This window comes from Pantoea sp. SJZ147, from assembly GCF_007828605.1.
Classification (GTDB): Bacteria; Pseudomonadota; Gammaproteobacteria; order Enterobacterales; family Enterobacteriaceae; genus Pantoea; species Pantoea allii.
The window spans coordinates 104,395-121,949 of sequence record NZ_VIVB01000018.1 but is presented as its reverse complement, the minus strand read 5'-3'; the positions used below and the strand labels follow the sequence as shown (position 1 = coordinate 121,949).

The following is a 17,555-nucleotide window of genomic DNA, read 5'->3' as shown; positions in this document are numbered from 1 at the left end:
AAGAGAGTAGGACAAAAGCGAATGCTTTTGAACGCTGCAGAGCAGCGGCCCGAAGGGTGAATCACCGCGTGATTCATCAACTGCCAGGCATCAAACAAGTGAAGAAGCCCTGAACGAAAGTTCAGGGCTTTTTTACGTCCGTAACCGGTGAAAAGCGGGGCGTCAGGACGGTTATGCTGCGCAGCCGGGACTGCGCGAGCGCCGTCCGCGTCATTCAAACCGCCGGGCCGGGATGAAACGGCGCGTGAGAAAGCCGGATGGCGTGTCCGTCATAACGGAATTTACGTCACTTTCTCCGTCCGAAGATGAAAAAGCCCTGCAGAGAACGCCGCTGATCTGGGTAAAAAACTTGCTCACAGACGCTCTCACTCCCTACCTCTCCGCCCTTAATGCTTCTTTTTACCCAGCCATGCCATGATAAACGCGGCCACTGCTTCTGGCTGGTTGATATTCATGGCAGGCACGTCCAGCTTTAGTGTCATGTCGTCAGTGGCGACAGCCACGACGTTCTCATCCAGCAGTGCTGCAAGCTCACCTTTCACGCCCGATCGCCAAAGCACAATCTTTGGTATTGGTTCACCTTTAAATCCTTCTACCAACACCACATCCAGTTGTCTGCTGTCCATTTGCCGTGCTAACGCCATTAAACTCACAGGCTGCTCAGGCGTTTCACACATCAGCGCCCAACGACGGTCGCTGGCGACAATAACCTGATCGGCTCCGGCCTGGCGCAGTCGATAACTGTCTTTGCCTGGCGTATCTACGTCCATGTCATGGTGGGTATGCTTAATCAATCCTGCACGTATCTCCTGCGCCCTTAACAAGGGTATAACCTGCTCAAGAAGTGTGGTTTTACCGGTCCCACTCCAGGCGACAATGGCCAACAACGGAACACACATTATGATTTCTCCTGCTCCACAAGGTCGTCAGGCGTATTGATGTTGCTAAAAGCCGACTCCGGGTCGCTAAACGACACCGAATGCCCACCATGCTCACGCATAAATTGCATCAGTCGGCGCTCACCGCGCATCAACCAGGCTTCAAGATCGTCGGCGATCGCCTTATTCATTAACGCCAGGGTGGGATGATCTCGTTGTGACGATTTGACCCACACGACAAGAGCGTTGTTACGCTGCTGCCATAAACGTGCGACAAGATCGCCAGGGATATTGGGTGTATCACAGGCACAAAATACCACCCACTCTGTGGGACTGTTCCGCAAACCACTCAGCATACCTGCCAGCGGTCCAGGGTAGTCTTTAATCGAATCTGTTACGACCTGACAACCACTTAGCTGATAATGATCAATGTTGCGGTTAGCACTTATTAACACAATGTCTACCTGTGGCCTCAACCGCTGCAAAACGTGCTGATAAAGTGGTTCACCCCGCATGATGAGTAACCCTTTATCCTGCCCACCCATACGGCTACCTTGTCCGCCAGCAAGGATTACACCGGTGAATGCTGTCATTTTTGTCTCCTTGCTTCATTCTGGATATAACGCACCCTGCATTAAGGAATCGTCATGAAAACGCATCGGCTGACTGAATTGCTTGAACTCCTGCTACCGGCGTGGGAAAAAGAACCCGATCTTAACCTGTTGGCATTTTTACAAAAACTGGCACAAGAGTCCGGTTTCATTGGCCCATTAAGTGAATTAAGCGATGACGTATTGATTTATCATCTAAAAATGCGTGATTCAGCCAGCGACGATCAGATTCCAGGCCTGAAAAAAGATTATGAAGTTGATTTTAAAACAGCCCTGCTACGAGCACGCGGTGTCATCAAAAATGACGAGTAGTGTTATCCTTGGCGATTAACCGTAAAGATAAGCACAGGGATAACCATGAGTGATGCCGCCTTTAACTTCCAGACGCTCAATCCTGATGTCCTGCTGGATGCGCTTTGGGAAACGGGTATTCGGGTGGATTCTGGTTTAACCGCCCTGAACAGCTATGAAAATCGTGTTTATCAGTTTAGCGACGATGAAAAACGCCGCTACGTTGCTAAGTTTTATCGCCCTCAGCGCTGGAGTGCAGAACAGATCACCGAAGAGCATCGGTTTTCCCAGGATTTGCTGGACGATGAGGTGCCGATTGCCGCGCCGTTAGTTTTGCAGGGCGATACGCTGCAACGTCATGCTGGCTTTTACTATGCAGTCTTTCCCAGCCTGGGTGGACGGCAGTATGAAACTGACAACGAAGATCAGATGGAATGGGTAGGCCGTTTCCTGGGACGTATTCATCAAACTGGCCGCAAAAGCCTGTTTCAGCAACGTCCATCGATAGGGCTTGAAGAATATCTGGATCAGCCGCGGGACGAACTGGCAAAAACCAGGCTCGTGCCAGCCTCACTTCGCAATGCACTGCTCGAAGCCGTCGATAAACTCGGCGTGACGTTGCGCAAAAGCTGGCACAGTGACTGGCAGCCGCTACGATTACATGGTGATTGCCATCCGGGTAATATTCTGTGGCGTGATGGTCCGCTGTTTGTCGATCTTGATGATGCCCGCAATGGTCCGGCCATTCAGGATTTGTGGATGTTAATCAGTGGTGACAGACAGGAACAGCGTATTCAGTGGGATATTTTACTGGACGCCTACAGTGAATTCAGCGACTTCGATATTAATGAATTGTCACTGATTGAGCCTTTACGTGCCATGCGCATGATTTATTATCTGGCCTGGGTGGTTCGCCGTTGGCAGGATCCTGCTTTTCCGCGCGCCTTCCCCTGGATGACGGATGAGGATTTCTGGCGCAGGCAAATTTTGCAGTTTATCGAGCAGGAAAAGGTGTTACGGGAACCGCCGTTGCAGCTGGCCCCGCAATTTTAATGAAAAGTCAGGAGAGTTTTCCCCAATGAAGAAAATATTTTTTGCACTGATTGGTTTGGTGCTGGCGTTTAGCGCATCTGCTGCACAGTTTTCTGAAGGTAAACAGTACGTTAGCCTGCCTAAGCCTATAGCAGGTGAGCCGCAGGTCATGGAGTTTTTCTCTTTTTTCTGTCCGCACTGCTACCAGTTCGAGCAAATCTACCATGTCAGTGATGCAGTGAAAAAAAATCTGCCAGCTGATACCAAGATGGTTAAATACCATGTCGATTTCCTTGGTGGCGACTTAGGTCCGGTTGTTACCCATGCGTGGGCAGTGGCTATGGCGCTGGGCGTAGAAGATAAAGTCACATCACCTATTTTTGATGGCATCCAGAAAACCCAGACGATTACTGACGCAGCCAGCCTGAAAGAGGTATTCATTAAAGCAGCGGGCATTTCCTCTGAGCAATACGATGCGGCCTGGAACAGCTTTGCGGTAAAAGCGTTGGTGGCCCAGCAGCAAAAAGCGGCCTCTGATGTTGATCTGCGCGGTGTGCCAGCGATCTTTATTAACGGTAAATACATGGTTAATAACGGTGGTCTGGATACCAGCTCGATGGCGAACTTTGTGGCAGATTATGCCAACGTGGTTAAGTTCCTGGTTGAGAAAAAATAAGCGTTTTACGCTGAATACCCTGCATAACGCCAGCATACGCTGGCGTTTTCATTTGTAATCACTACGCACATCGCTGGCAGGTTGAGGAAGCACAGTTTTTCTATCCACACAAGCAAACATGTCATTAAAAATCACGATCGCATCACGGATTTAAATTAACTCATTGTTTTTATGTGATTAAATTTAGCCTCAATCTTTTTTATACTATAAATAAACTATTGATATAATTTTTACGCACAAAGTTATCCACAGAAAGATCGTTGCGATCCCGATTACAGAAGCACGAAAAACGCCGATCTCGGTTTGTCTTGATTAACCCTTTTCGCCAAGGTGTGGCATCCTTATAGACCAATCCATGGCAATGAAGAATACACAGACATATGGCGCAAATAGCAGAAAACCCCCTGATTTTGGTTGATGGCTCATCCTATCTTTATCGCGCGTACCACGCTTTCCCGCCGCTAACCAACACTGCAGGTGAGCCTACTGGTGCTATGTATGGTGTGCTGAACATGCTGAAAAGCCTGTTGGCACAATACAGCCCTACACATGTTGCTGTGGTCTTTGACGCTAAAGGCAAAACCTTCAGGGATGAGCTGTTTGAACATTACAAATCCCACCGTCCACCGATGCCCGATGATTTGCGGTCACAAATAGAACCGCTGCATGAAATGGTGCGCGCGATGGGATTGCCGTTGTTAGCCGTAAGCGGTGTCGAAGCGGATGATGTGATTGGCACGCTGGCGTTAGAGGCGGAGAAAAAAGGCTATTCTGTCCTGATCAGTACAGGCGATAAGGATATGGCGCAACTGGTCACGCCGGCGATTACCCTGATTAATACGATGACCAACACCATTCTCGGGCCGGAAGAAGTGGAACAAAAGTATGGTGTGCCACCCGCTTTAATCATCGATTTTCTGGCGATGATGGGGGACAGCTCAGATAACATTCCTGGCGTGCCGGGCGTGGGTGAAAAAACGGCCCAGGCGCTGCTGCAGGGGTTAGGTGGGATGCAGTCGATTTACGATAATCTCGATAAAGTCGCCGATCTCTCATTTCGTGGTGCAAAAACCATGGCCGCTAAGCTGGAGCAGAATCGCGATGTTGCTTTTCTCTCGTATCAGCTTGCCACCATCAAAACTGACGTTGAGCTTGAGCAGCCGTGCGAAGCGCTCACGGTCAGTGAACCTGATGTCAAAGCACTGCAGGCACTGTTTAGCCGTTTCGAATTCAAGCGCTGGTTGACTGACCTGCAAGAGGGAAAATGGTTGCAGGGTAATAAGAGCAACCGACAATCCCAGCAGGCCCTGGCTGATGAGCCGGCGGCGAGCGTTGAGGCGACCAGCCTGTTATCAACTGACGGCTATGTCACCATTCTGGATCAGCAAACCTTAGACACCTGGGTTGAAAAGCTGAAAAACAGCGAGGTCTTTGCGTTTGATCTGGAAACCGATGGGCTGGACACGTTAACGGCCAACATTATCGGCCTCAGCTTTGCGGTAGCGCCGGGTGATGCGGCATATCTGCCTGTGGCACATGATTACCTGGATGCGCCGGAGCAACTCGACCGCGATGCCGTACTGGCGCAACTCAAACCGCTGCTGGAAGATCCTAACGCCAGCAAAGTCGGCCAAAATCTCAAATACGATCGTGGCGTCCTGAAAAACTACGATATAGAACTTGCCGGTATCAAATACGACACCATGCTGGAGTCCTACATCCTGAATAGCGTGGTAGGCAAGCATGATATGGACAGCCTCTCTGCGCGCTGGCTGAATCATAAAACCGTCACCTTTCAAGAGATCGCCGGTAAAGGTAAAAATCAGCTTACCTTTAATCAGATAGCCCTTGAGCAGGCCGCGCACTACGCAGCAGAAGACGCCGATGTGACCTTACAGCTGCATCTGAAGATGTGGCCAGAGCTTGAAAAAGAAGCCGGACCTAAAAAGGTTTTTGAACAGATTGAAATGCCGCTGCTTAAAGTGATTTCACGTATAGAACGTAATGGCGTGTTGATCGATCAGGCTATCCTGGCGCAGCACTCGAAAGAGCTGACATCGCGTCTGGCTGAGCTTGAGCTTAAAGCACATGAGCTGGCGGGTGAGCCCTTCAATCTTTCTTCGACGAAACAGTTGCAGGTCATTCTGTTTGAAAAGCAGGGAATTAAGCCCACGAAAAAAACACCGGGTGGCGCGCCCTCTACCAGTGAAGAAGTGTTGGCAGAGCTGGCTCTGGACTATCCCCTGCCGAAGGTGATTCTGGAGCACCGTGGACTCTCGAAACTGAAGTCAACTTACACCGACAAGCTGCCGCTGATGATAAATCCCGTTAGCGGGCGCGTGCACACGTCTTATCATCAGGCGGTGACGGCAACCGGACGCCTTTCTTCAACCGATCCTAATCTGCAAAACATCCCGGTGCGCAACGATGAAGGACGCCGCATCCGTCAGGCCTTCATCGCAGACAAGGGCAACCGCATTGTCGCGGCGGACTATTCGCAGATTGAACTGCGCATCATGGCGCACCTGTCGCAGGATAAAGGCCTGCTGGATGCTTTTTCCCAGGGTGAGGATATCCACCGCGCCACCGCCTCAGAAGTCTTTGGCGTGCCGCTCAGTAAGGTTACGGGCGAACAACGCCGTAGTGCCAAGGCCATCAACTTTGGTCTCATCTATGGCATGAGTGCATTTGGGTTATCTCGCCAGCTAAACATTGGCGCAGGCGAAGCGAAAAAGTATATGGATTTGTACTTTGAACGCTATCCCGGCGTGCTGCGTTATATGGAAAACACGCGCCAGCTCGCGGCCAGCAACGGTTATGTTGAAACGCTGGATGGACGTCGTCTGTGGTTGCCTGACATCAAGTCCAGTAACGCCATTCGTCGTAAGGCGGCTGAACGCGCGGCGATTAATGCGCCGATGCAGGGGACGGCTGCAGATATCATCAAACGCGCCATGATTGCGGTTGATAGCTGGCTGCAGAAGCAGAACGATGATGCGGTAAGGATGATCATGCAAGTGCACGATGAACTGGTGTTTGAAATTAAAGCCGATGCCGTTGATGAGGCCAGCAAGCAGATTCGCACGCTTATGGAAGGCAGTATGGCGTTAGATGTGCCCTTACTGGTCGAAATCGGTGTCGGAGATAATTGGGAACAAGCGCACTGATACGGCCATAACAGGTGGCGTTAACGCGCCACCTGTTATGCGATGTCCCGTGGGCAGGCAGGGAACAGGCGTCGGCCCTCGCTGAAGCCGCAAAACGGTGCAGTAACTTATTATGGCCTAAGCACTTTTTTTGTAATTTAACTACATCCCACTCTCGTTTTTGTGACGAGTGCGGTAAAAAAAGTGATTAAAAATGAAAGGGAGCAACAAAAAACCCTTTGTCGCTCACAAAAAATCAGGTAAAGTTCGAGGCGTAGGGTACAGAGGTAAGATGTTCTATCTTTCAGACCTTTTACTTCACGTAATCGGATTTGGCTGAATTTAGCCGCCCCAGTCATTCTGTGACTGGGGCGTTTTTTATTGGAAAAACGCTAAAAATACGTAGCACATCGCTTCGCTTATGCCTCAGTGTCCTGATCTTCTACAGCAGGCTCAAGCTCACTAAACCAGCTATCCAGCTTTTGACGCACTTTATCAACGCCAATTTTTTTCAGCGATGAGAAAATCTCTACCTGCACATCACCCATAAACGCCATTGAGGCTTCTTTCACCACATTGAGCTGGGCTTTACGTGCGCCGGAAGCAAGCTTGTCAGCTTTAGTCAGCAGCAGTAAAACAGGGATGCCGCTCTCTACCGCCCATTGAATCATTTGCTGATCCAGATCTTTAAGCGGATGGCGAATATCCATCAGTATCACCAGGCCTTTGAGCGCCTGCCGTTTTTGCAGGTATTCACCTAACGCCCGCTGCCATTTAAGTTTCATCTCTTCTGGCACTTCGGCATAGCCATAACCCGGTAAGTCGACGAGGCGTTTACCTTCTGTGACTTCAAACAGGTTAATCAACTGCGTACGACCGGGCGTTTTACTGGTTCGCGCCAGGCCTTTTTGATTGGTCAACGTATTTAAGGCGCTGGATTTACCCGCGTTTGAACGGCCAGCAAACGCCACTTCGATGCCGGTATCAGAAGGCAAATGGCGGATGTCCGGTGCACTAAGAATGAAGCGGGTGACATGGTAATTCAGTTCAGACAAGGTGATACTCCAGGAACGCATTAGGGCAATGGCGCTGATTATACGCGTTATGGCGTGAAAGTGCTCAATACCATTGGTCAGGTAAGGTTGTGAGACATTTGCCATAAATCTTGCCAGTTATGTCTCTTTTTAATTAAATAATTAAAAAAATAAATGATTAAAATTCAGGGCATTATACTTAAGTATAGGTTTTTACGCTCAAATACCCCGCAAGTGTTACTTGAGGGTTTTACCAGATGGTCTACATTATTCAGCAGTGCAGGACGCACTCATCAGGATGATGCGCTCAGGAACGTCGGGATGACGAAGAGCGGCTGGAGTGGAAATGGTCAGGGATGTCGGACCGGAAAAGGAAAAGGACAGGCTCAAGAGTTGAGCAGGCGCAGGATTAACCGGGATGTTGTGAGCCGAAACGGATTTGAAACATGATTCCTTCTGCCGAAGGTATGAAATAAGGCGACAGCTTGAGCTGTCGCCTTTTTTCTTTGTCTGGTTTCTGCTAGATTTCGCCGCAATTCTATACTGAATAAAAAACACCGGGACCCAATATTATGAAGCAACCTGCAAGCGCTGCGAAAGGTAAGCCTGTCGCCAAAGCTAAACGCAAATCGCGTGACGATATCAATCATGAAGCGCGCGATCGTAAACGCGACAAAAAGCATCGCGGTCATGCGTCTGGCAGCCGTGCTAACCCGCAAACTCAGAGCAACACCAGCAAACAAAGTGACGCCGCGAAAGATCCACGCATTGGCAGCAAAAAGCCGGTGGCATTGATTGCTGGCGAAAACGCCACACCGGCGAAAGTGAAAAAAGTTGCGGCGAAACCGGCCGCAGAGAAAAAAGCCGCGCTTACGCCTGAAGAAGAGCTGGCGCAGCTGGAGAACAGTGAGCGCCTTGATGCGCTGCTGGATCGTCTTGAAAAAGGTGAGACGCTGTCATCTGATGATCAGGGCTGGCTCGACGTCACCCTGGATCGCATTGACGAACTGATGGAACAGCTTGGCATTGAGATGGACGAAGAAGAGGACAAGGAGGCGGAAGAAGATATGTACCGCCTGCTTAAAGGTAATTAAGCATTTTTGATCGGCATGCGTTAATCCGCATGCCCCGCTTAACAGGTAAACGACAATGTTTTGGCCTGGATCAATTTTATGGTTGTTGATGACATGTTATCTGCTGTGGTTAATGTTTAAACTACAACGACTGTCGCGTCTGAAGCAGCGTTTACGTCGGGTTTCCGCCCGCTCTCCTCTCTTTCCTTCTGTATCGCGACCTTTACAACGGCGACGTAAACGGAAGGAGTAAGCATGTCAGCAATGCAGCTTGAGTGGGACCCGGCGTTAATTGAAAAGTATAACTATGCCGGGCCGCGCTACACGTCTTATCCCACCGCATTAGCGTTCAGCGATAACTTTACCGCCGATGACTTCAGACGTGCGACTGAGCGCTATCCACAACGTTCGTTATCGCTGTATATCCACATCCCGTTCTGTCATCGCCTGTGCTATTTCTGTGGCTGCAATAAGATTGTCACGCGTCAGCTGCACAAAGCCGACCGTTATCTGGATGCGCTTGAGCAGGAGATCGTTGCTCGCGCACCGCTGTTTCGTGGTCGTCAGGTCAGCCAGTTGCACTGGGGCGGCGGGACGCCCACGTTTCTCAATAAACAGCAGATCAGCAGGCTGGTGGCGCTGCTGAAACAGCACTTTACCTTTGTCGATGACGCGGAGATGTCGATTGAGGTCGATCCGCGTGAAATTGAACTGGATGTGATCGATCATCTGCGTGCGTGCGGTTTCAATCGCCTGAGCATGGGCGTACAGGATTTTAATAAAGCGGTGCAGGAGCGGGTTAATCGGGTTCAGGATGAAGCGGTTATTTTTGCATTAATGGCGCGGGCACGCGAGCAGGGATTTCGTTCAACCAGCATTGATCTGATTTACGGGCTGCCGCTGCAAACGCCCGAAAGTTTTGCTTATACCTTGCAGCGCGTTATCGCACTCAATCCCGATCGTCTCAGCGTCTTCAATTACGCCCATCTGCCCGCACTGTTCGCCGCACAGCGTAAAATTAAAGACGATGAGCTGCCGTCGCCACAGCAGAAGCTGGACATCCTGCAGCAAACTATCGCAACGCTGACTCAGCATGGCTACCAGTTCATCGGCATGGATCACTTTGCGAAACCCCAGGACGAGCTGGCAGTGGCACAGCGCGAGGGGAAACTGCACCGTAACTTTCAGGGTTATACCACCCAGGGCGACAGCGACTTACTGGGTCTCGGCGTATCTGCCATTAGCATGATTGGCGACAGCTATGCACAAAACCAGAAAGGCCTTAACGACTGGTACAGCCAGGTCGAAAAACAGGGTCATGGGTTGTGGCGGGGTTTAACGCTACGTGATGATGACTGCTTACGTCGTGATGTGATCAAAGCGCTGATCTGCAACTTCTCGCTCGATTTCAGCGCGGTGGAAGCCCAGTGGAACCTTCACTTTGAAACGTATTTTGCGCAAGACCTGGCGCTGTTAAAACCGCTGGTGGCTGACGGGCTGGTGGAGCAGGACGCAACCGGCCTGAGAGTGACGGGGATCGGACGGTTACTGATTCGTAATATTTGTATGTGCTTCGATGCCTGTTTACGACAAAAAGCGCGGCAACAGCCGTTTTCACGCGTGATATAAAAGCCGGAACAGCACAGGCTGTCCCGGCGGGTTAGTTTCTTATTCCATGCCCAGTTCTTTAAGCTTACGCGTCAGGGTATTTCTTCCCCAGCCGAGCAAACGTGCTGCTTCCTGCTTGTGCCCTTGGGTATGACGTAGCGCAGTGGTGAGTAATGTGCGCTCCATCTCCGGCTGAGCTTCAGACAGCAGATTTTGATGACCGGAACGCAGCGCGCGATCCGCCCACTGCGCCAGCAGTGTCGCCCAGTTGTCAGGCAACGACTGCGTCGGGCTTTCTGGCGTGCTGGATTCAAACAGTTCAGGCGGTAAATCCTGGATCAGCACTTCCTGCCCCGCCGCCATAACGGTTAACCAACGGCAGGTGTTCTCCAACTGACGCACGTTACCCGACCAGTGCAGACGCGTTAGCGCCGTTTCGGTTTCCGCGTGCAGAATCTTGGCTTCAACGCCAAGCTCCCGTGCAGCCACCTGGAGGAAATAACGGGCCAGACGGGGAATATCTTCACGGCGCTCACGCAAAGGCGGGAGATGCACGCGAATAACGTTCAGGCGGTGGAACAAATCCTCACGGAACTTGCCTTCCTGCACCCGCAGCTCAAGGTTCTGGTGCGTTGCGGCAATGATACGTACGTCAACTTTGACCGGCGCATAGCCGCCAACACGATAAAATTGTCCATCAGCCAGGACGCGCAGCAGGCGAGTCTGAACATCCAGCGGCATATCGCCGATTTCATCTAAAAACAGCGTGCCGCCATCTGCCTGTTCAAAACGGCCCTGGCGGATTTGATTGGCACCGGTAAACGCCCCTTTTTCATGGCCAAACAGTTCAGATTCAATCAAATCCTTTGGAATCGCAGCCATGTTTAAGGCAATAAAAGGAGCCTTACTACGAGGGCTGTGGCGATGCAGCGCATGTGCAACCAGTTCTTTACCCGTCCCGGATTCACCGTTGATCAGAACGCTGATCGACGAGCGGGAAAGACGGCCAATGATACGAAACACGTCCTGCATGGCGGGTGCTTCACCGATAATATCGGTCGTTGGGCCGCTGACGGGTTGATTGCGTGGCTGCTGCTGTTCCTGATAGTGACTGATGGCGCGCTCAACCAGCGCGACAGCTTCGTCGATATCGAACGGCTTCGGCAGATAATCAAATGCCCCTTGCTGATAGGCACTGACCGCGGCATCCAGATCGGAGTGCGCCGTCATAATGATGACCGGAAGCATAGGATGACGCTGTTTAATCTGTTTTAGCAGCGTCAGACCATCCATACCTGGCATACGAATGTCTGATAATAAAACGTCCGGGGTTTTCGTCGCTAATGCGTTCAGCACGTCATTCGCGCTGTCAAAGGTCGCACAGCTCAAACCGGCTCCAGTGAGCGCGCGTTCAAGCACCCAGCGGATGGAGCTATCGTCATCGACGATCCAGACTATCCCTCGTTGCATAGAAACCTCACTGGCGAATAGGCAGGTAAACCGAAAATTCGGTATGACCCGGCCAACTGTTAAACTCAATTTTTCCTGAATGCTGATCAATCAGGCTACGGGCAATAGAAAGACCTAAACCGGTTCCGCCTTCACGTCCGCTCACCATGGGATAAAACAGCGTATCCTGGAGCAGGGCCGGAATGCCGGGGCCGTCATCTTCAATATCAATACGGGCGACCAGACGATACCGCGTGCCATGCAGCGTTAGCTGAAAGGCCGTACGGGTGCGAATCACGATCGTGCCGCCGTCCTCGCCTAACGCCTGCAGCGCATTACGCACGACATTCAGCAGAACCTGTTCAATCTGGTCGGGATCGTGCGGTAACTCCGGCAGACTGGGATCGTAATCGCGGACCAGAGACACGTTTTCGGGCAGCTCCATCGAGACCAGGTTAACCACCCGTTCAGCGACCTGATGAATGCTCTGGGTAATGTGCATACCCGGTTGTTGAGGCCCTAATAAGCGATCGACCAGATTCCGCAGGCGGTCGGCCTGTTCAATAATAACTTTGGTATATTCGTTCAGCGCGGGATCGGGCAGGGCGCGGGACAGCAGCTGAGCGGCGCCACGCAATCCCCCTAACGGATTTTTAATCTCATGGGCCAGTCCACGCACCAGATCGCGAGCCGCAACCTGCTGAGCATGCTGTAATTGTTCCTGGCTCAAACGACGCTGATTATCCATGGGCGCCATTTCCAGCAAAATTAAGCCATCAGGCAACCGTTGTGCCGTGAGTGACATAATGTGTGCCCGGCCATCGACCACCAGAGTGACTTCACTGTCAGTAAAGCCCTGGCCCGCCTCAAGACTCTCGCGCATTACCTCGACATTCAGCGAAAAATAGCCGGTCAATTCAGGTAACGGCGTACCGAATAATTTACGTGAACTTTGCGCCAGTAATTGCTGTGCCGCAGGATTGGCATAATGAATAACCAAATCGTTATCCACCAACAAAATACTGTTGATTAAGGTATTGAGAATCTGCCCTGCATCGGGCAGTGAGGCAGTTGCCATACAGCGTTCCTCTGCACTAATTTAGTGCATTGTAATCTTTAAGCCGGAATTAAAGCGAATGAACGATGAATTCGCGGAGAAAAAAGCCCATCCGAAGATGGGCTAAAGTTTCCACGGCAACAAAAAAACGTTTCAGACTCTCGGTGCCGCCTTTGCAATGTTTATCTGCGGCACCCATTTGCTTACTCTGAAATTAAACGCTGTAGTACAGTTCGAACTCAACCGGGTGCGGCGTCATGCGAACACGATCGTTTTCTGATTTACGCAGTTCGATGTAGGCATCGATAGCATCATCAGTGAACACGCCGCCACGGGTCAGGAACTCGCGGTCTTCGTTCAGGGCAATCAGCGCTTCTTCCAGTGAACCTGCAACTTTTGGAATCTCAGCTTCTTCTTCCGGTGGCAGGTCATACAGGTTTTTGTCCATCGCGTCACCAGGATGGATTTTGTTGATGATGCCATCAAGGCCAGCCATCAGCAGGGCGGTGAACGCCAGGTATGGGTTAGCAGCCGGGTCCGGGAAGCGGGCTTCAATACGACGCGCTTTCGGGCTGGCAACCACCGGGATACGGATTGAGGCTGAACGGTTACGTGCTGAGTAGGCCAGCATGACCGGGGCTTCATAACCGGGCACCAGACGTTTGTACGAGTTGGTGGTTGGGTTTGCCAGGGCGTTAATGGCTTTAGCGTGTTTGATGATACCGCCGATGTAGAACAGTGCCATTTCAGACAGGCCGCCGTACTTATCGCCAGAGAACAGGTTCTGACCGCCTTTAGACAGCGACATGTGGCAGTGCATACCGGAACCGTTGTCACCAAACATAGGTTTTGGCATAAAGGTCGCGGTTTTGCCGTAGGCATGAGCGACGTTGTGCACGACATATTTGTAGATCTGAATTTCGTCAGCTTTTTTGGTCATGGTATTGAAGCGCGTTGCCACTTCGTTCTGACCTGCTGTTGCGACTTCATGGTGATGGGCTTCAACCACCAGGCCCATTTGCTCCATGGTCAGACACATGGCAGAACGGATGTCCTGTGATGAGTCAACCGGTGGCACCGGGAAGTAACCGCCTTTCAGACCTGGACGGTGACCTTTGTTACCGCCTTCGTATTCTTTACTGGTGTTCCATGCCGCTTCGATATCGTCGATGGCAACATGTGAGCCAGACGTTGAAGAACCAAAACGGATATCGTCGAACAGGAAGAATTCTGGCTCTGGGCCAAACAGAACGGTGTCCGCAATGCCTGAAGCGCGCAGGTAGTCTTCAGCACGCTTAGCGATAGAGCGTGGGTCACGGTCATAGCCCTGCATGGTGCCTGGCTCAAGGATGTCGCAACGAATAATCAGCGTAGAATCTTCAAAGAAAGGGTCCATCACCGCCGTGGTTGCATCAGGCATCAGTACCATGTCTGATTCATTAATCCCTTTCCAGCCGCCGATGGAAGAGCCATCGAACATTTTGCCTTCTTCGAAGAAGTCAGCGTTAACCTGGTGAGCCGGAATAGTAACGTGCTGTTCTTTACCTTTGGTATCGGTAAAACGCAGGTCAACAAACTTAACTTCATGCTCGTTCATCATCGAGAGAACGTGTTCAGCGGACATACTCAACTCTCCTGGAAATGGTCATTGTCTACATAGTGAGAACCGGGTTACGGAATGAACGACTGTTAACGACCATTCCTGAATCTGATCCTGACCAGCTCTGCAACCGTTGTCTTACATCGTTTTCGTCTGGATAATACAAAGCGAATTCTGTGCCAACTTTATTTCTTTGCACAAAATCGCGCTGTCATGCACCTTTTTGTCATATAAGTCATGCACCATGATAGTCGCAACGCACCGTTTGTGTGCATCTGAGTTGAAAGTGAGCACTTTTTTGGTGCAAAACCTCGATGCAGTGCAAATTTTGCACGGCTAATAGTGCGATTTTGCGACAATGCAATAAACTTTCAGTGAAAAGTGTGATCGTGTTCAGTCTCCCGCTTAATCCGTGTACAATACCGCGTTATTTCTAATGCCTGAGGCAAAAAAGCTGTGATCGAAAATTTGCGTAACATCGCCATCATCGCGCACGTTGACCATGGAAAGACCACCCTGGTTGATAAACTGCTGCAACAGTCTGGTACTTTTGATGCCCGTACTGAAGCCACCGAGCGTGTGATGGACTCCAATGATTTGGAGAAAGAGCGTGGGATTACCATCCTCGCAAAAAATACCGCCATTAAATGGAACGACTACCGTATCAACATCGTTGATACCCCAGGACACGCTGACTTCGGTGGTGAAGTTGAACGCGTAATGTCTATGGTGGATTCGGTACTGTTGGTTGTAGATGCGATGGATGGCCCTATGCCGCAAACCCGCTTCGTAACCAAAAAAGCGTTCGCGCATGGTTTGAAGCCGATTGTGGTTATCAACAAAGTCGACCGTCCTGGCGCACGTCCTGACTGGGTTGTTGATCAGGTATTTGACCTGTTCGTTAACCTGGATGCGACTGACGAGCAGTTGGACTTCCCTATCATTTTTGCCTCTGCGCTGAATGGTATTGCCGGTCTTGAGCATACAGACATGGCTGACGATATGACCCCGCTGTATCAGGCTATCGTTGACCACGTATCTCCTCCACAGGTTGAAGCTGACGCGCCGCTGCAGATGCAAATCTCTCAGCTGGACTACAACAACTACCTGGGCGTTATCGGCATCGGCCGCATCAAGCGCGGTAAAGTGAAGCCTAACCAGCAAGTCACTATCATTGATAGCGAAGGTAAAACGCGTAACGGTAAAGTCGGTAAAGTGCTGACTCACCTGGGCCTGGAGCGTATTGACAGCGACATGGCAGAAGCGGGCGATATCATTGCTATCACCGGTCTGGGTGAACTGAACATTTCTGACACCATTTGTGATCCGCAGAATGTGCAGGCCCTGCCAGCACTGAGCGTGGATGAGCCAACGGTCACGATGTTCTTTAACGTCAACACCTCACCGTTCTGCGGTAAAGAAGGTAAGTACGTGACGTCACGTCAGATCCTTGAGCGTCTGAACAAAGAACTGGTTCACAACGTAGCACTGCGTGTTGAAGAAACTGAAGATGCTGACGCGTTCCGTGTATCGGGCCGTGGTGAGCTGCACCTGTCTGTTCTGATCGAGAACATGCGTCGTGAAGGTTTCGAACTGGCGGTATCCCGTCCGAAAGTTATCTTCCGCGAATTCGAAGGCCGTAAGCAAGAGCCGTTCGAGAACGTGACGCTGGATATCGAAGAAACGCATCAGGGTTCCGTTATGCAAGCCATGGGCGAGCGTAAAGGCGACCTGAAAAACATGGACCCAGATGGTAAAGGCCGCGTACGTCTTGACTACGTGATCCCAAGCCGTGGTCTGATCGGTTTCCGTAACGAATTTATGACCATGACATCAGGTACCGGTCTGCTGTACTCCACTTTTAGCCACTACGATGATATTCGTCCGGGCGAAGTGGGCCAGCGTCAGAACGGCGTTCTGATCTCCAACGGCCAGGGTAAAGCGGTTGCTTTCGCCCTGTTCGGTCTGCAGGATCGCGGTAAGCTGTTCCTGGGTCACGGTGCAGAAGTGTATGAAGGCCAGATCATCGGTATTCACAGTCGTTCTAACGACCTGACCGTAAACTGCCTGACCGGTAAGAAGCTGACTAACATGCGTGCTTCCGGTACTGACGAAGCAACGACGCTGGTTCCACCGATCAAAATGACACTTGAGCAGGCTATCGAGTTCATTGATGACGACGAACTGGTCGAAGTTACCCCTCAGTCCGTGCGTATCCGTAAACGTCACCTGACCGAGAACGATCGTAAGCGTGCTTCACGCGGTCCTAAAGACGCGTAAATGCATGTAAGAAGCCCCGTTTAACGGGGCTTTTTTTTGCCTGCGCGATTGTCATACAGAGTTAAATCCAGCCTAAACCAGCCCGTAACTTCTTCTCTATCCCCTTTCAACGTCGTGCCGTCGTGCCTTAACTTAGCGTTTATATTTTTCTCGTCCAGGCTGCCTGTTCAGGCTGCGCTTTTACCGCTAGAGTGAATGATCCAGGGAACCCGAGGAGGCACCATGCTTTATATCTTTGATTTGGGCAATGTGATTATTGATATCGACTTTAACCGCGTGTTAGGTGTCTGGAGTGACCTTAGCCGCGTGCCATTGGCATCGCTTCAAAGTCACTTCCATATGGATGAGGCATTTGAGCAGCATGAGCGCGGTGAAATCAGTGACGAAGCCTTCGCTGAAGCCCTGTGTGAAAAGCTGGATATCGCACTGAGCTATGAACAGTTTGCGGCAGGCTGGCAGGCAATATTCGTTGGCGTCCGCCCGGATACGCTGGCGATAATGCATCAACTGCGGCAGGAGGGACATCGAGTGGTGATTCTCTCCAACACCAACGCGCTGCATTGTAGCTTCTGGCCGACGCAGTATCCTGACGTGCAGCAGGCGGCCGACAAGATCTATTTGTCGCAGGAGCTAGGCATGCGCAAACCCGAAGCGAGAATCTATCAGCATGTTTTGGCCGCTGAAGGCTTTAGCGCCGATCAGGCCGTGTTCTTCGATGACAACGCGCAGAACATTGAGGGTGCACGCGCCTTGGGGATTGAGACAGTGCTGGTGACCGATAGCACCACCGTACCTGACTGGTTCGCGGGTCGGCATTAAG

Annotated in this window: 14 protein-coding genes; 8 read left to right on the top strand and 6 right to left on the bottom strand. The window is 51.1% G+C overall.

What is annotated here, in order from left to right; all coding sequences use genetic code 11:
- Positions 1 to 386: 386 nt before the first annotated feature.
- The gene (gene mobB, locus FBY13_RS22165) at positions 387 to 899 is read right to left on the bottom strand and encodes a molybdopterin-guanine dinucleotide biosynthesis protein MobB (protein WP_145395150.1); all 513 of its coding nucleotides are present in this window, start codon (positions 897 to 899) and stop codon (positions 387 to 389) included.
- Positions 899 to 1,471 (bottom strand): molybdenum cofactor guanylyltransferase MobA, encoded by a 573-nt coding sequence (gene mobA, locus FBY13_RS22160; RefSeq protein WP_109718222.1) that lies wholly within the window; start codon positions 1,469 to 1,471, stop codon positions 899 to 901. Before mobA ends, mobB begins: the two co-directional genes overlap by 1 nt.
- Before the next feature lie 54 nt (positions 1,472 to 1,525).
- On the opposite strand from mobA, the gene FBY13_RS22155 reads away from it, so the two are divergent.
- The 4 genes from FBY13_RS22155 (at position 1,526) to polA (ending at position 6,655) form a co-directional block, all read left to right on the top strand.
- Complete coding sequence (locus FBY13_RS22155) at positions 1,526 to 1,801, top strand: YihD family protein (RefSeq protein ID WP_063877749.1); 276 nt, start codon at positions 1,526 to 1,528, stop codon at positions 1,799 to 1,801.
- Positions 1,802 to 1,846: 45 nt separating this feature from the next.
- Positions 1,847 to 2,833 carry a serine/threonine protein kinase gene (locus FBY13_RS22150; protein ID WP_096011133.1) on the top strand — a complete coding sequence of 329 codons (987 nt, stop codon included), beginning with the start codon at positions 1,847 to 1,849 and terminating at the stop codon, positions 2,831 to 2,833.
- Between the two features lie 25 nt (positions 2,834 to 2,858).
- Complete coding sequence (dsbA, locus tag FBY13_RS22145; RefSeq protein ID WP_063877747.1) at positions 2,859 to 3,488, top strand: thiol:disulfide interchange protein DsbA; 630 nt, start codon at positions 2,859 to 2,861, stop codon at positions 3,486 to 3,488.
- Positions 3,489 to 3,868: 380 nt separating this feature from the next.
- A complete protein-coding gene (polA, locus tag FBY13_RS22140) occupies positions 3,869 to 6,655 on the top strand; it encodes a DNA polymerase I (protein WP_096011132.1) in 2,787 nt (928 codons plus the stop codon).
- 398 nt (positions 6,656 to 7,053) lie between these two features.
- Here polA and yihA read toward each other — a convergent pair whose 3' ends face one another.
- Complete coding sequence (gene yihA, locus FBY13_RS22130) at positions 7,054 to 7,689, bottom strand: ribosome biogenesis GTP-binding protein YihA/YsxC (RefSeq protein ID WP_145395153.1); 636 nt, start codon at positions 7,687 to 7,689, stop codon at positions 7,054 to 7,056.
- Between the two features lie 551 nt (positions 7,690 to 8,240).
- Between yihA and yihI the strand changes: the two genes are divergently transcribed.
- Together yihI and hemN are read left to right on the top strand one after the other, a co-directional pair.
- Positions 8,241 to 8,762, top strand: a complete 522-nt coding sequence (gene yihI / locus FBY13_RS22120; RefSeq protein ID WP_063877745.1) for a Der GTPase-activating protein YihI — start codon at positions 8,241 to 8,243, stop codon at positions 8,760 to 8,762.
- 234 nt (positions 8,763 to 8,996) lie between these two features.
- Positions 8,997 to 10,370, top strand: a complete 1,374-nt coding sequence (gene hemN / locus FBY13_RS22115; RefSeq protein ID WP_145395149.1) for an oxygen-independent coproporphyrinogen III oxidase — start codon at positions 8,997 to 8,999, stop codon at positions 10,368 to 10,370.
- 39 nt (positions 10,371 to 10,409) lie between these two features.
- Here the strand turns inward: hemN and glnG are convergent, their stop codons facing one another.
- From glnG to glnA, 3 genes are all read right to left on the bottom strand, one after another.
- Positions 10,410 to 11,819: a nitrogen regulation protein NR(I) gene (gene glnG / locus FBY13_RS22110; protein ID WP_014332989.1), complete on the bottom strand. Its 1,410-nt coding sequence runs from the start codon at positions 11,817 to 11,819 to the stop codon at positions 10,410 to 10,412.
- A gap of 7 nt (positions 11,820 to 11,826) precedes the next feature.
- A complete protein-coding gene (gene glnL / locus FBY13_RS22105; RefSeq protein ID WP_063877743.1) occupies positions 11,827 to 12,876 on the bottom strand; it encodes a nitrogen regulation protein NR(II) in 1,050 nt (349 codons plus the stop codon).
- 193 nt (positions 12,877 to 13,069) lie between these two features.
- Positions 13,070 to 14,479 (bottom strand): glutamate--ammonia ligase, encoded by a 1,410-nt coding sequence (gene glnA / locus FBY13_RS22100; RefSeq protein ID WP_063877742.1) that lies wholly within the window; start codon positions 14,477 to 14,479, stop codon positions 13,070 to 13,072.
- Positions 14,480 to 14,911: 432 nt separating this feature from the next.
- Between glnA and typA the strand changes: the two genes are divergently transcribed.
- The gene (typA, locus tag FBY13_RS22095) at positions 14,912 to 16,735 is read left to right on the top strand and encodes a ribosome-dependent GTPase TypA (RefSeq protein ID WP_063877741.1); all 1,824 of its coding nucleotides are present in this window, start codon (positions 14,912 to 14,914) and stop codon (positions 16,733 to 16,735) included.
- Between the two features lie 222 nt (positions 16,736 to 16,957).
- A complete protein-coding gene (yihX, locus tag FBY13_RS22090; RefSeq protein WP_109718217.1) occupies positions 16,958 to 17,554 on the top strand; it encodes a glucose-1-phosphatase in 597 nt (198 codons plus the stop codon).
- The last annotated feature ends 1 nt before the right edge of the window (position 17,555 follow it).

Excerpts from the sequence above, each read along its gene's own strand:
- glnL (WP_063877743.1), bottom strand. The coding sequence starts at position 12,876 with ATGGCAACTGCCTCACTGCCCGATGCAGGGCAGATTCTCAATACCTTA.
- FBY13_RS22155 (WP_063877749.1), top strand. The coding sequence starts at position 1,526 with ATGAAAACGCATCGGCTGACTGAATTGCTTGAACTCCTGCTACCGGCG.
- polA (WP_096011132.1), top strand. The coding sequence starts at position 3,869 with ATGGCGCAAATAGCAGAAAACCCCCTGATTTTGGTTGATGGCTCATCC.
- dsbA (WP_063877747.1), top strand. The coding sequence starts at position 2,859 with ATGAAGAAAATATTTTTTGCACTGATTGGTTTGGTGCTGGCGTTTAGC.
- FBY13_RS22150 (WP_096011133.1), top strand. The coding sequence starts at position 1,847 with ATGAGTGATGCCGCCTTTAACTTCCAGACGCTCAATCCTGATGTCCTG.
- yihX (WP_109718217.1), top strand. The coding sequence starts at position 16,958 with ATGCTTTATATCTTTGATTTGGGCAATGTGATTATTGATATCGACTTT.
- mobB (WP_145395150.1), bottom strand. The coding sequence starts at position 899 with ATGTGTGTTCCGTTGTTGGCCATTGTCGCCTGGAGTGGGACCGGTAAA.
- hemN (WP_145395149.1), top strand. The coding sequence starts at position 8,997 with ATGTCAGCAATGCAGCTTGAGTGGGACCCGGCGTTAATTGAAAAGTAT.
- yihI (WP_063877745.1), top strand. The coding sequence starts at position 8,241 with ATGAAGCAACCTGCAAGCGCTGCGAAAGGTAAGCCTGTCGCCAAAGCT.
- glnA (WP_063877742.1), bottom strand. The coding sequence starts at position 14,479 with ATGTCCGCTGAACACGTTCTCTCGATGATGAACGAGCATGAAGTTAAG.
- mobA (WP_109718222.1), bottom strand. The coding sequence starts at position 1,471 with ATGACAGCATTCACCGGTGTAATCCTTGCTGGCGGACAAGGTAGCCGT.
- glnG (WP_014332989.1), bottom strand. The coding sequence starts at position 11,819 with ATGCAACGAGGGATAGTCTGGATCGTCGATGACGATAGCTCCATCCGC.